13 protein-coding genes are annotated in these 12318 nt (G+C 62.5%); 7 read left to right on the top strand and 6 right to left on the bottom strand.

Annotated elements, in window-relative coordinates; translation table 11 throughout:
- Positions 1–3: 3 nt before the first annotated feature.
- The 4 genes from ABJO75_RS13665 to ABJO75_RS13650 form a co-directional block, all read right to left on the bottom strand.
- Entirely contained in the window at positions 4–777 is a 774-nt protein-coding gene (locus ABJO75_RS13665) for a glycosyltransferase family A protein (protein WP_348125887.1), read from the bottom strand.
- Complete coding sequence (locus tag ABJO75_RS13660) at positions 774–1712, bottom strand: glycosyltransferase (RefSeq protein WP_348125886.1); 939 nt, start codon at positions 1710–1712, stop codon at positions 774–776. Before ABJO75_RS13660 ends, ABJO75_RS13665 begins: the two co-directional genes overlap by 4 nt.
- A gap of 177 nt (positions 1713–1889) precedes the next feature.
- Positions 1890–2954, bottom strand: coding sequence for a ParB N-terminal domain-containing protein (locus ABJO75_RS13655; protein WP_348125884.1), 1065 nt, complete (start codon positions 2952–2954; stop codon positions 1890–1892).
- 12 nt (positions 2955–2966) lie between these two features.
- Positions 2967–4361, bottom strand: a complete 1395-nt coding sequence (locus tag ABJO75_RS13650) for an AAA family ATPase (RefSeq protein WP_348125882.1) — start codon at positions 4359–4361, stop codon at positions 2967–2969.
- Between the two features lie 52 nt (positions 4362–4413).
- On the opposite strand from ABJO75_RS13650, the gene ABJO75_RS13645 reads away from it, so the two are divergent.
- The 6 genes from ABJO75_RS13645 to rfbA all read left to right on the top strand — a co-directional run bounded on the left by ABJO75_RS13645 (position 4414) and on the right by rfbA (position 9189).
- On the top strand, positions 4414–4638 hold the full coding sequence (locus tag ABJO75_RS13645) for a hypothetical protein (RefSeq protein WP_348414099.1): 225 nt from the start codon (positions 4414–4416) through the stop codon (positions 4636–4638).
- Between the two features lie 112 nt (positions 4639–4750).
- The gene (locus ABJO75_RS13640) at positions 4751–5767 is read left to right on the top strand and encodes a replication initiator protein A (RefSeq protein WP_348125880.1); all 1017 of its coding nucleotides are present in this window, start codon (positions 4751–4753) and stop codon (positions 5765–5767) included.
- A 91-nt stretch (positions 5768–5858) separates the two neighbouring features.
- Positions 5859–6413: a dTDP-4-dehydrorhamnose 3,5-epimerase gene (rfbC, locus tag ABJO75_RS13635; RefSeq protein ID WP_348125878.1), complete on the top strand. Its 555-nt coding sequence runs from the start codon at positions 5859–5861 to the stop codon at positions 6411–6413.
- Between the two features lie 4 nt (positions 6414–6417).
- Positions 6418–7470: a dTDP-glucose 4,6-dehydratase gene (rfbB, locus tag ABJO75_RS13630; RefSeq protein ID WP_348125876.1), complete on the top strand. Its 1053-nt coding sequence runs from the start codon at positions 6418–6420 to the stop codon at positions 7468–7470.
- Positions 7467–8312 carry a dTDP-4-dehydrorhamnose reductase gene (gene rfbD / locus ABJO75_RS13625; protein ID WP_348125874.1) on the top strand — a complete coding sequence of 282 codons (846 nt, stop codon included), beginning with the start codon at positions 7467–7469 and terminating at the stop codon, positions 8310–8312. The genes rfbB and rfbD overlap by 4 nt, the downstream gene beginning before the upstream one ends.
- 4 nt (positions 8313–8316) lie before the next feature.
- Complete coding sequence (gene rfbA / locus ABJO75_RS13620) at positions 8317–9189, top strand: glucose-1-phosphate thymidylyltransferase RfbA (RefSeq protein WP_348125872.1); 873 nt, start codon at positions 8317–8319, stop codon at positions 9187–9189.
- Between the two features lie 82 nt (positions 9190–9271).
- Here rfbA and ABJO75_RS13615 read toward each other — a convergent pair whose 3' ends face one another.
- Positions 9272–10033, bottom strand: a complete 762-nt coding sequence (locus tag ABJO75_RS13615; protein WP_348125870.1) for a hypothetical protein — start codon at positions 10031–10033, stop codon at positions 9272–9274.
- 229 nt (positions 10034–10262) lie between these two features.
- Positions 10263–11378, bottom strand: coding sequence for a polysaccharide biosynthesis/export family protein (locus tag ABJO75_RS13610; RefSeq protein ID WP_348125869.1), 1116 nt, complete (start codon positions 11376–11378; stop codon positions 10263–10265).
- A 94-nt stretch (positions 11379–11472) separates the two neighbouring features.
- On the opposite strand from ABJO75_RS13610, the gene ABJO75_RS13605 reads away from it, so the two are divergent.
- A complete protein-coding gene (locus ABJO75_RS13605) occupies positions 11473–12309 on the top strand; it encodes an NAD(P)-dependent oxidoreductase (protein WP_348125866.1) in 837 nt (278 codons plus the stop codon).
- Positions 12310–12318 lie beyond the last annotated feature (9 nt).

Raw genomic sequence — 12318 nt, 5'->3', positions numbered from 1 at the left:
CGCTCAGGTCTTCCGGCGCATCCGCACTGCCAGGCTGCGCAGCGCGTATTGGGTGAAATGCCAGGCCGCGCGCCGCCGTGACAACCCCAGATGCCCTCTGCAGGCGGCCCAATAGACCCGCGCCGCGCGCCGCTTGTCCGCACTCGCGCCACCCGCATGCACCCGGTAGGTGGCCAACGCCTCGGGCAGGCCGATCACCGGCAGATCCCGTGCTGCGCAGGTCTTCAGGATATCGGCCCAAAGACAGAAATCCTCGGGCACCGCATCGATGGGCATCGGCAGACGGCCCAACTGTTCCCGGTCATAGACCGCCGTCAGGCACCCGATCACCAGCCGCCGGTCCAGCAGATCGCCGAACCCGGCCTTTGCCGGCACCGACTGGCGGCGCAGAGGACGGCCCGCCACATCAACGATATCGTAGCCGGTCCAGGAAAACCCCGCACCCGCCCGCTGCATCGCACTGATCTGAGCGGACAGCTTGTGCGGATGCCACATGTCATCGCAATCCAGAAACGCGATGAACCGCCCGCGTGCCGCTGCGATCCCGGCATTGCGGGCGGCTGCCGGGCACTGCATCTCGCGCTGCTGCATGAGCCGGATCCGGGGATCGTTCTCTGCCGCTTGCCGGACAATCGCAGGTCCGTCATCGGTTGACAGGTTGTCCACGATCAGATGCTCGTAATCGCCCATCTGCTGCGCCTGCACCGAGGCAATGTGATCGGCCAGAAAGGCGGCACCGTTAAAAACCGGCGTTACGATGCTGACCGTCGGGCTCATGAGTGCGGCTCTGCCAGCGCCCGGATCTCGGCGTGGGTCACATCCAGCCGCCCGGCCAGCCCGTCGCGCACAGCACGGCGCATCAGCCGTAGAAAGACGCGACGCTGCCCCGGGTGGTGACGCACCTTGGCCAGCCATTTTGGCAGGATCAACAGGCACGCGGGCCAGAACCGCCAGCCGCCGGCGCGGCGATAGAACAGCAGCAGGTTGCGGTGGTAATAATAAACCTTCCACAGCGGCTGGAATCGGCGCCCGTCAAAGGTCGAACAGTCATGTTCGAACCGCACCGAGGGTTCAAAGCCGATGCGCCCTCCGGCCTGACTCAGCGACAGGGTGAACAGCCCGTCATCGCCATAGACAAACAGCCGACCGTCCGGATACCCCGCCCGCGCAATCGCCGCGCGGGACACGAACAGGCCGACAAAGGTGGCCGCATCGACCGCGATCGCCGGCCCTTCGTAATCCTCTGCCGTGACATGCACACGGCCGCTGAACGGGTTGTAAGAGGGTCGGTTGACCGGACAGAGCGTGCCATCGGGGAAATAGACCGCCGCCGCCACCGCATCCCAGCAATTGTCGGGGAGGGCGTGAAATGCCGCCAGCCCAGACGGGACAGGGCGGGCGTCGTCATCCATCAGCACCATCCAGTCCGGATCGAACCGGTCAGTGGCCCACCGCATCCCGATTTCAAACCCACCAGCGCCGCCAAGGTTGCTGGATTGCGTCAGAACACAGAGGCGCGGATCGTCCTGTTCGGCCAGCCACGCGCCGGTGCCATCGGTGCTGGCATTGTCCACCACCACCACCGCATCCAGATCTGTGGGCGATGCGGCCAGCAGCCGGTCAAGGGTCGCCTGCAGCTTGGCAAGGCGGTCATAGGTGACCACCACTGCCACCAGACGGCAGCCCTGTTTCTGATCCCGATCCGTGGTCACTCCCGGCCCCTGCCTGACTTCTGTGGCGGCTATCCACAAATCCGGACCCGGTGTCAAATGCGGCACAGCGTTCGGGCCGACATTGCTGCTTCGCGCAGAGTCGGGTTGTTTGTTTTCAAGGGCTTGCAGAAATTTGTTTCGCGCGCGAAACAATCAAATATTGGAATGTGAATACACTCACCGGGATTTCAGCCAACCCTGCAAGGCTGCGAAGAGATCGGCATCAACCCCACCACCGGTCAGTTCGATGCGCGCGGCCTCGGGATCAAACCGCGCCTCAATGCGGCTCTCGGTAAGCCGCCGGGTGATCGAGTCGCTGTCCAGCCCGCTGAGCCGGGGCCGCGGGGCAGGGGACGTTAACGATGCGGTTTCCGGCGCGGTGTCCGCCGTTTGCGCCCGCGTCCAGTCGCGCAGAACCCCGGTCAGGATTTTCAGCTCTGCCTCGGCCGTCTCTGGCAAGGCCTCTCTGAGCCGAGCCCCCAGTTTAGAGCCGAATTGGTGATCTTCCTGCAGGGCCTTGGCCAGCCCCAGACCCAGTTTTTCGGGGATCGCGGCGGGAAAGCGCAGCACCCGGTCCAAAGGCTCTACCAGCGTCAGGAAAGAGCCGATCTTGGAGCGGCGCGATCGGCTGACTGATCCGAACAGCCCACGCAGGGCCGCGCGCGGGGTGGGATAGACACCCTCATGCACGGACCGTTGGGCAATGCGGCCTTTTTCATAGAGGCTGAGGGCGGCGCGGATCTCGTTTTCCTCGACCATCGCCACGTAGGCCTCCTGCGCATCCGCCGGGCTGATGATACGAGCCTGAACCGTGGCAAACCGGTCGTCCTGATCCGCCGCATGCAGTCGCCGCAATGCGCCAAGCCGCCGCCAGCCCGAGATCAACCCATAGCGCGCAGGGCCCTTGGGGGCGGGCAGGGTGACAACCTCGATCGGGGTCTGCTGGCCGCGCGCGCGCAGCGAGGTCATCAGCGCCTCCATCTCTTCATCGTCCGGCTGGATCATGCGGTCGCGCACCAGATGGGCGTCATCCACCGCGTCCAGCGGCAGCGCCTCGATCATCCGCCCTTCGGCACGGGCTGTGCGCAGCGTATCGGACAGTTCTGCCAATGCGGCATTGGCGCTGGTCTCGCCCGCCACCTGCGCGATCGGGGCCGGAGAGATCGGTCCGCGCGCGGTGGCCGCCGGTTCCGCCTGAAGAAACCCGTTCTGCGCCGGGGTCAGTCGTTTGCGTTTGGCCATGATAGCTCCCCTCTATTGCGCCGCTTCTGCCTGCTGTGCGGCCAGTTCCTCGCGCCGCCAGATGCCCAGCAACAGCCGCTTGAAGGCGGCGTAGGTGGCATCAAAGGTTTCGCGGCCTCTTGCATAGGTCTCGCGGTTGAAATCGCGGTAATCCGCCTCGTAGATGCCCGAGACCTGTTCGCCCGCCTGACCGATAAGTGCCGTGAAATCCTGCCGGTGTGGTGACAGGGTTTGGCCCAGATAGGCCTGCATCAGAGCCGAAAGTTCGCCCTGCTGTGCGGCGTCATAGCGGGTGATGACCGCGCGCACCGCATCCCATTCAAAGCCCATCTCGGGCCGTCCCAACGCGCGGGCGGCGACGTTTTCACCGTCTTCGATGCTGGCAAAAGTGGAATGCAGCATGTCAAAGAACCGGCCGGTGGAGTCAAATTCGAGAAACGACGCTCCCAGAGGCACCAGCAGGATATCCGCCGCCGCCAGCCCGTTGATGGTGAGATAGCCAAGGGCCGGGGGGGTGTCGATGAAGACGAGGTCATAGTCATCCAGCACCCCGTCTTCTTCCAGCCGGTCGGTGAGCGCATCCCAGAGTTTCCAGCCGCGTGCGGCCATGCGCCAGACCGGCACTTGGAATTCCGCCCAGTAAAGATTCAGCTGCGCCCCGATCAGGTCGATATTCGGCCAGTGGGTGGTTTGGATCAGATCCTGCGCCCGGATGTCGAGCGCCTCGGTCAGGGCCTCGTCCAAGGGTTGTGGCGCCTCGCCGCGATCCAGCCGGCGTTGGTTGTCGGCGCGCAGATGTTCGCCGTAGTGACGAGCGAGAAGGGGAAAGGCAGTCTGCCATTCATCCTCGACCGTGCCGCCAAAGATCGAGGTCATCGACCCCTGGCTGTCCAGATCGATGACCAGCACCTTGTAGCCATCCAGAGCGGCGGACATCGCCAGATGCGCTGCGGTGCTGGTCTTGCCAACCCCGCCTTTGAAATTTGCCACTGCAACCAGCTTTGCAGGCAATCCTTCGGGCCGGTAAGGGCGGTAGTTCTTGGCTTTGGAGCCTTGCGCGGCAAAATGCGCCCGCAGTTTCAAAACCTCGTCCAGCGTGAACCACTTGGCGCCGCCAGCGGTTTCGCTGGTGCCTTGTGGCAGGTCGGGGTTCTGTTTCAGCACGCGGCGGAAATGGGCCTGTGCCACGGGGATCAGATAGCGGGTGATTTCCCAGGTGGAAAACAGGCGCAGCTGTTTTCGCCCCGCTTCGTTCAATCCCCGACTGGCGAGATCAGCCCGGCCCTGGGTGCAGGCAGCAGCGATGTCCGCAAACCCGGCGGTGCCGGTTGGCGTGCCGATTTCCGCAAGCGCCACATCAGGATCGATGTTGAAATAGGGCGGAAGCCCTGCGGTGTCTTTTGCCATGATGCCTGCTCGATGTGCTGTGTTTTCGTCAGGATAGCACGAAACACATGACATGGAAGAAAAACCATCACAAACGGTGATTTTCTCAAGCAATTCGACGCTTTGCCAAGGGCGCGGGGGCGGCGTTTGTGGCGCTGTAGCTTTTTTTGATCTGTTAGATTCGTGTTATTTATGTGTTACGGCAAATTTGGATGTCGCGCAAAGCCTTGTGACAACAGTATTTTCCAGTGATTTTTCTGGGCGTGGTGACTCTGAACCCCCGAAAGAGCGACTCTGAAGCCACGTTCAGGCGATTCCGAACCCCCGTTGCTGCGGCCTGTGGATAACCTTAGGGTGAGTGTCATCGAAACCACGATAAAACGAGTCGGATACCGACCGAAAGTAGGGCGATGAGCAGGGCAGTGACAGCAGGCGGCGGAGGGCTTCTTCCGGACCGGCATCGGCAGAGTGATTTCTTTCTCTGCGATATTTTTGATGCGATCCCCAAGGATGATCTTGCCAGCATGGAGCATCCGTTGTTTTCGCTGGCGACGCGACCGGACCGGCGAATTCTGGATTACGAGCATAACGCGACGCGGATCACGGTGACGCCATCGGTGCGGGGGTTGGCGACGATTCACGACAAGGACATCCTGATCTTTTGCGTCAGCCAGCTGATGGCGGCGATCAATGCCGGGCGCCGGGTCAGCCGTACCCTGCATCTGAAGGCGCATGATCTGTTGGTGGCGACGAACCGCGAAACCTCGGGCGATTCCTATCGCCGGCTCAGGGATGCGTTCGAGCGGCTGGCCGGGACACGGATCACCACCAATATTGTCACCGGCGAGACCGAGACCACCACGGGTTTTGGCCTGATCGAAAGCTGGGAGATCGTGCGCAAGACACGCGGGGGCCGCATGGTCAGCGTGGCGGTGACCCTGTCGGACTGGCTTTATCGCGCGGTGCTGAGCAAATCGGTGCTGACCCTGAGCCGGGATTATTTCCGGCTCAGAAAACCGCTGGAGCGGCGCATCTATGAACTGGCGCGCAAACATTGCGGGCGGCAGGCGGAATGGGTGGTGTCGGTGGACACGCTGCTCAAGAAATCCGGGTCCGCCAGCCCGCGCCGGGTGTTCCGCGCCATGCTGCGCGACATGATCGGGGCCGGGCATCTGCCGGATTACCAGATTGAGGAACGCCCCGGTGATCTGATCCGGTTCAGCCAGCGCGATCCGGTGATCGACGTCCCTCCACCGGTTCTGGGGGCCGAAGCACTGGAGGCCGCGCGCGCCTTGATGCCGGGGGTCGATGTCTATGCGCTGGAGGCGGAATGGCGTGGGGTTTGGGCACGGTCGGGCGCGCCGCGCCTGCGCAAGCCGGACGCCGCCTTTGTCGGTTGGGTGAAGAAACGCAGCCAGCGCAGGTGATCAACTTGTGCATGGGGTGCAGAGAGCGGGTGACGCGGAGGCGGGCCATTGCTAAACCCGGCGACAGTAGAGTGAAGAGGGTGCGCTGATCATGCAGATTGAAAAAACGCCACTGCCGGGTGTGCTGATCCTGACGCCTGCGCGGTTTGGCGATGAGCGGGGGTTCTTTTCCGAAAGCTGGAACCGCAAGCTGCTGGCCGAGCATGGGATCGATCTGGATTTCGTGCAGGACAATCATTCGATGTCGGTGGCGGTGAACACGCTGCGCGGGCTGCATTTTCAGGCGCCACCCCATGCTCAGGACAAGCTGGTGCGCTGTGGGCAAGGTGCGTTGTTTGATGTGGCGGTGGATATCCGCAAGGGCTCGCCCACCTACGGGCAGTGGTTCGGCACTGAATTGACGGCCGAGAACGGGCGGCAATTGCTGGTGCCGCGCGGCTTTCTGCATGGGTTTGCCACGCGCGCCGAGCGCACCGAAATCCTGTATAAATGCACCGATTTCTACGCACCCGAATCCGATGGCGCGGTGCATTGGGACAGTTGCGGTGTCGATTGGGGGCTGAGTGGGGCGCCGATCCTGTCGGGCAAGGACGCCGCTGCGGGGGCGCTGGCGGATTTTGACAGCCCGTTTGTATGGGAAGAGTGACAGTATGAAACTGGTGGTAACAGGCGGTGCAGGGTTCATCGGTTCGGCGGTGGTGCGGCAGGCTGTGGGGCAGGGGCATCAGGTGGTCAATCTGGATGCGCTGACCTATGCGGCCTGTCTGGACAATGTGGCCAGTGTTGCGGAGGCCGAAAATTACAGCTTTGTGCAGGCCGACATTCGCGACCGCGCGGCGATGGATGCGGTGTTTGCCGATCATGCGCCCGATGCGGTGATGCATCTGGCGGCGGAATCCCATGTGGACCGGTCGATCGACGGCCCCGGCACCTTTATCGATACCAATATCACCGGCACCTACACGCTGCTTGAGGCGGCACGCAGCTTTTGGGTGGGCGCGGGGCGACCCGAGGGGTTTCGCTTTCACCATATCTCGACGGATGAGGTCTTTGGCAGTCTGGGTCCCGACCCGGAAACCGATGGGCAGTTCACCGAGGACACGCCCTATGATCCGCGCAGCCCCTATTCCGCCTCCAAGGCGGCGAGCGACCATCTGGTGCGTGCCTGGCATGAAACTTACGGTTTGCCGGTGGTGCTGACCAATTGCTCCAACAATTACGGCCCCTATCATTTCCCAGAAAAGCTGGTGCCTGTGGTGATCCTGAACGCGCTGGCCGGGAAACCGATCCCGGTCTACGGGGCGGGTGCCAACGTGCGCGACTGGCTTTATGTCGAGGATCATGCGGATGCGCTGCTGACGGTGCTGCAAAAGGGTGAACTCGGGCGCAGCTATAATATCGGCGGCGAGAACGAGGCCAGGAACATCGATCTGGTGCGGATGATCTGCGCGATTTTGGATGAGAAACGCCCCGGGGACAGATCCTACGGCGAGCAGATCACCTTTGTGACCGACCGCCCGGGCCATGACATGCGCTATGCGATTGATCCCACGCGCATCCGCGAAGAGCTGGGCTGGCGGCCTTCGGTGACGCTTGAGCAGGGGCTGGAAAAGACGGTGCAGTGGTATCTGGACAATGAAAGCTGGTGGCGCGCGTTGCAGGATCGTGCCGGCGTGGGCGAACGGCTTGGGACCAGCTCATGATCCTCGTTTTCGGCAAAACCGGGCAGGTGGCGCGGGAACTGGCGGTGCAGGCGGATGTGACCTGTCTTGATCGCGGGGCCGCGGATCTGGCGGATCCGGCGGCTTGTGCGGCAGCGATCCGGGCGCAGAACCCGTCGGCGGTGATCAACGCCGCGGCCTTTACCGCGGTGGACGCCGCCGAAGAGCGCGAAGCCGAGGCGACGGTGATCAATGGCGCAGCCCCCGGCGCAATGGCGCGGGAATGCGCGGCCCTTGGCATCCCCTTTGTGCAGATTTCGACCGATTACGTGTTTGACGGTAGCGGTGACACCCCGTGGCAGCCTGGTGACGTGACCGGCCCGCTGGGGGCCTATGGGCGCAGTAAGCTGGCGGGAGAGCAGGCGGTGGCCGAGGCCGGTGGAACCTATGCCAGTCTGCGCACCAGCTGGGTGGTGTCGGCGCATGGCAACAACTTTGTCAAAACCATGCTGCGGCTTGGGGCCGAGCGGGACGCGTTGACCGTGGTGGCGGACCAAATCGGCGGGCCGACCCCGGCGCGTGATATTGCGGCCGCCTGTCTGACGATGGTCAAAACCCTCGCATCAGAGCCTGATAAACGCGGCATCTATCATTTCGCGGGTGCGCCCGATGTCAGCTGGGCCGAGTTTGCCCGTGCGATCATGGCGCAGGGTGGCCGGGACTGTACCATCACCGATATCCCGAGCAGCGATTATCCGACCCCGGCGGCGCGTCCGGCCAATTCGCGGCTGGACTGTTCCAGCTTTGAAACCGCTTTTGACATGAAACGGCCCGATTGGCGTGATGGGTTGGCGGCGATACTGAACGATCTTGGAGAGGCCTGATTTCATGAGCACACGCAAAGGCATCATTTTGGCCGGCGGATCCGGCACGCGGCTCTATCCGATTACCATGGGGGTCAGCAAACAGCTCTTGCCGATCTATGACAAGCCGATGGTCTATTACCCGCTGTCGGCCCTGATGCTGGCCGGGATCCGCGAAATCGCGATCATCACCACACCGCAGGATCAGGCGCAGTTTAAGCGCACCCTCGGGGACGGCAGCCAGTGGGGCGTATCGCTGACCTATATCGCGCAGCCCAGCCCTGACGGTCTGGCGCAGGCCTATATCCTGGCCGAGGATTTTCTGGACGGTGCTCCGAGCGCCATGGTGCTGGGCGACAACATCTTCTTTGGCCACGGATTGCCGAAACTGATGGCGCGTGCCGATGCGCAGGACACGGGAGGCACGGTGTTTGGCTATCACGTGGCCGATCCGGAACGCTATGGCGTGGTGGCGTTTGATGCGGATGGCGCGGTGCGCGAGATCATCGAGAAACCCGCGATGCCGCCGTCGAACTACGCGGTGACCGGGCTGTATTTTCTGGACGGCAGCGCCTCGGCGCGGGCGCGCGAGGTACAACCTTCGGAGCGCGGTGAGCTTGAGATTACCTCGCTGCTGAGCATGTATCTGGCGGACGGGCTGCTCAAGGTGGAAACCATGGGGCGGGGTTATGCCTGGCTCGATACCGGCACCCACGCGTCCTTGCTGGACGCGGGAAATTTCGTGCGCACGCTGGAGGAACGGCAGGGGTTGCAGGCGGGCTGCCCCGAAGAGATCGCCTATGAACAGGGTTGGATCAGCGACGAAGAACTGGCGGCGCGGGCCGAAATGTTCGCCAAGAATACCTATGGCGCCTATCTGGCAGGGCTGTTGAAGTAGGGCATTTGAGCCTGCGGTTTCCGTTGCACGGCTTGCGCGGGATATTGCGCCAGCCATCTGCCCCCGGTTGCTTATTCCGCGTCTAGGATCGTGCGCATGGCCCAGTTTTCCAACGGTAGGTGAAAGGAGTTCTCGAGATCACCGTGTAGTTATCAGAAAATGTTGGTGAGGTGGACCAGATCCGTATCATTGCTTGCCCGTTTCCGGGGCCGTATTGTTGTTCGATGGCGGTGTAGATATCGTTTTCCGTCGCGATGCAGTTCCCCCTGATAAAGGTCGTGTCGATCGGATTCGCAGGCTCGGCATTGGGGCTGGATGGTGAGGCGGGCGTATTGGTGACCGGCGCGTCCGAAGGATCAAATTGCGGGTCGCGGTTCGGGCAGGCCCGTAACACCGATCTCAAGGCCTGTGCGGAGCCACGCAAGGTTATATTATACCGGATTTCACCGGCTTGGGTATCAACCGAGATAGCGGCCTGCGATCCTGAGAAAAGCGCATCCACCAGACGCAACCCTTCTCCCGCGTATAGTGGGGCACCATAGCGTGCCTGCCCATGCGCCGAGACGTCAAAGAGCGGTATCATAAAGGACAGTCGGTCATCGACAGTGACACGCAGGATGCCGTTATCGGCCAGCGGTGTACCGCCTTCGTGAACAATACCCAGGAGAGCTTGATCATTCTCGCACATCGCCACGAAACAGAAACTGGAGCCAGCCGACAGAACAGGGCAATTCATTGCCTTCTGATCCGGTCCGTTGACCGTGTGCCAGACGTTTTGCTGCGCTGTTGCGGCCACAGTGAAGAGCGTGGTGAGGAGAAGCCCAAGGGCAACCACTTTGTACATAGAAATACCCTGCAACAGCAATGCGCTGAGTATTGTCGGAATGGAACGATAGGGTCAAGCGAGCAGGGGCTGTGTCAGATAAACACCCCCGGACGCAAACCGGGGGCGTTTATCTGACAGGTTCCGGGTTGGAAATCGCTGACGCAATCACCTGCACGGGACGGGGCGATGACTCCGCAAAAGTTTTGCTTTCGCTTTGTCGCCTAACGCGTTTGCCGTGACAGACGCGTTAGATATTCCCGGCGGCGCTGAAGACACCAAAGAAGTTGCCGATGACGTTGGAAACGGTCAGGGCATCGTTGATCGGGGATTCGGTTGCCATGACCAGATCGTCCGGGTTGATCTGGAAGCGGCGTGCCGAGAACAGGCCGTCGGCCGTGGTCAGATCAAGGCTGAAGACCACCCGGCTCTGGCGCGGGCCGCGCACGCCGGCGCGAGAGGCTGAGGCCGGGTATTCACGCAGGACCAGCAGCCCTTTGGGATCGGCCTTGTTGTCCTGAAACCCGCCCATGATCGCGACTGCATCCATCGCTGACACGTCATCCTTGGTAAAGGTGTAGAGGTCTTCCTTGCCGGTCGCGCCGAAGGACAGGAAATAGCGTTCGTCTTCTTCCAGAAACACCCGGTCACCGCCGCGCAGCAGGGTATCCAGCGAGGGGTTGTTCAACAGCTTGTCCACCGAGGTGCCATAGATCGACCCGCCGCGCATCAGCCGGATCTGCGGATTGTTCAGGTTCGAGCTGATGCCGCCACCTGCCGAGATCAGCCCCAGCACCGAATAATTGCGGTCGGGCATCGGATAGGTGCCGGGTTGCAGCACGCCCGAGACCAGATCGACCGAGTTGTTGCGGCCTTCGGTCATCGACAATTGCACCTGGGCCGATGGCACAATCATTTCAAACGAGGTCTGCAATTCCTCGCGCGCCAGATCCGGGGTCAGGCCGATGACGCTGACATTGCCCACATAGGGCATGAAGATCGACCCGTTAGAGGCAACCTCGACATCGGTCAGCTGGATTTCCTTTTGCTCGGTCGTGGTCAGGAGCGAGTTGTCCGAACTGTCCCAGATGCGCACGTTCAGCGAGTCGCCGGGCTGGATGATCTGACTGCGCGCACCCTGGCTGGCCGAGATCCAGCCGAGATGTTCCTGTTTGCCGGTGGCGGGCCATTGCGCCACCGTCGGCAGGAAGGCCCGGGTCACCGAATAAAGCGCGAACTGGGCGGTTTCCGTATTTGCTTCTTTCAGGATTTCCTCGCTGGCCGGGGCGCCGCCGGGAAGACGGGAACAGCTGGTCAGAACCGAGACCAGCGCCAGCGCTACAAAAATCTTTGGAAGAATGTTCATATACAAGGGGCCTGTATTCAATGTTCAGGGGCTGGCAGTTGCCAGCACGCAAGATACTGTTACAGGAAAACCGGTCAACTGCGCGAGGGGGCAGATGCAGTTTCCCAAGACAATCGTACTGGGTGCAACAGGTCGTATCGGCATGATTCTGCGCAAATGCTGGGATCAGCGGGCGATTTCGTGGCAAACCCGCAAACCACGGGCCGGAGCAGGCTGGGTGGTTGTGGATCCTCTGGGAGAACCCGAGGCGCTGAAGCGCGCCGCAGACGGGTGCGCGGCGATTCTGTGTCTGGCCGGGGTGGTGCCGGGCCGGTCGGGGGCGGGCGCAATGGCCGACAATATCGCCCTGGCTGAGGCCACCCTGCGCGCCGCGGCGCCGGGCACGCGGGTGTTGCTGGCCTCATCCGCGGCGGTCTACGGGGCGACGCCGGGTCTGTTGCACGAAGACTGCCCGCCTGCGCCGCTGTCGGATTATGGACGCGCCAAGGCCGCGATGGAGCGGCGCGGCGCGGAACTGGGGGCGGCGCGCGGTGTCGCGGTGACGGCGCTGCGCATTGGCAATGTTGCCGGGGTCGATGCCATCCTTGGCGGCTGGGCTCCGGGGTTTCGGCTTGATCAGTTTGCCGACGGGCGCACGCCCCGGCGCAGCTATATCGGTGTGCAGACTCTGGCCAGTGTGCTGCACGACCTGATTGCAGCACCGGACCTGCCCGGTGTTCTGAATGTCGCCGCACCGGGGGGGATCGAGATGGGCGCGCTGCTGGATGCCGCCAATCTGGGCTGGACGCCGCGAGCTGCACCCGATACCGCCATTGCCGACGTTCAGCTTTGCACCGACAGGCTCGCAGGGATCACAGGCCTTGAGGCCGCTGACAACGAGGCGGCGGGGATGGTTGAGCAATGGCGAAAAACAGGCTCTGACATAGGATAGACGACATAA

Source organism: Sedimentitalea sp., assembly GCF_039973035.1.
In the GTDB taxonomy this organism is placed as follows: domain Bacteria; phylum Pseudomonadota; class Alphaproteobacteria; order Rhodobacterales; family Rhodobacteraceae; genus Sedimentitalea.
The sequence above is the reverse complement of the archived record's forward strand: the minus strand, read 5'-3'. Positions and strand labels throughout refer to the sequence as shown.

Bases quoted from the DNA above. Each gene is read 5' to 3' on its own strand.
- ABJO75_RS13610 (WP_348125869.1), bottom strand. From the start codon at position 11,378: ATGAACATTCTTCCAAAGATTTTTGTAGCGCTGGCGCTGGTCTCGGTT.
- ABJO75_RS13615 (WP_348125870.1), bottom strand. From the start codon at position 10,033: ATGTACAAAGTGGTTGCCCTTGGGCTTCTCCTCACCACGCTCTTCACT.
- ABJO75_RS13665 (WP_348125887.1), bottom strand. From the start codon at position 777: ATGAGCCCGACGGTCAGCATCGTAACGCCGGTTTTTAACGGTGCCGCC.
- ABJO75_RS13605 (WP_348125866.1), top strand. From the start codon at position 11,473: ATGCAGTTTCCCAAGACAATCGTACTGGGTGCAACAGGTCGTATCGGC.
- ABJO75_RS13650 (WP_348125882.1), bottom strand. From the start codon at position 4,361: ATGGCAAAAGACACCGCAGGGCTTCCGCCCTATTTCAACATCGATCCT.
- rfbA (WP_348125872.1), top strand. From the start codon at position 8,317: ATGAGCACACGCAAAGGCATCATTTTGGCCGGCGGATCCGGCACGCGG.
- rfbD (WP_348125874.1), top strand. From the start codon at position 7,467: ATGATCCTCGTTTTCGGCAAAACCGGGCAGGTGGCGCGGGAACTGGCG.
- rfbB (WP_348125876.1), top strand. From the start codon at position 6,418: ATGAAACTGGTGGTAACAGGCGGTGCAGGGTTCATCGGTTCGGCGGTG.
- rfbC (WP_348125878.1), top strand. From the start codon at position 5,859: ATGCAGATTGAAAAAACGCCACTGCCGGGTGTGCTGATCCTGACGCCT.
- ABJO75_RS13640 (WP_348125880.1), top strand. From the start codon at position 4,751: ATGAGCAGGGCAGTGACAGCAGGCGGCGGAGGGCTTCTTCCGGACCGG.
- ABJO75_RS13645 (WP_348414099.1), top strand. From the start codon at position 4,414: ATGGAAGAAAAACCATCACAAACGGTGATTTTCTCAAGCAATTCGACG.
- ABJO75_RS13655 (WP_348125884.1), bottom strand. From the start codon at position 2,954: ATGGCCAAACGCAAACGACTGACCCCGGCGCAGAACGGGTTTCTTCAG.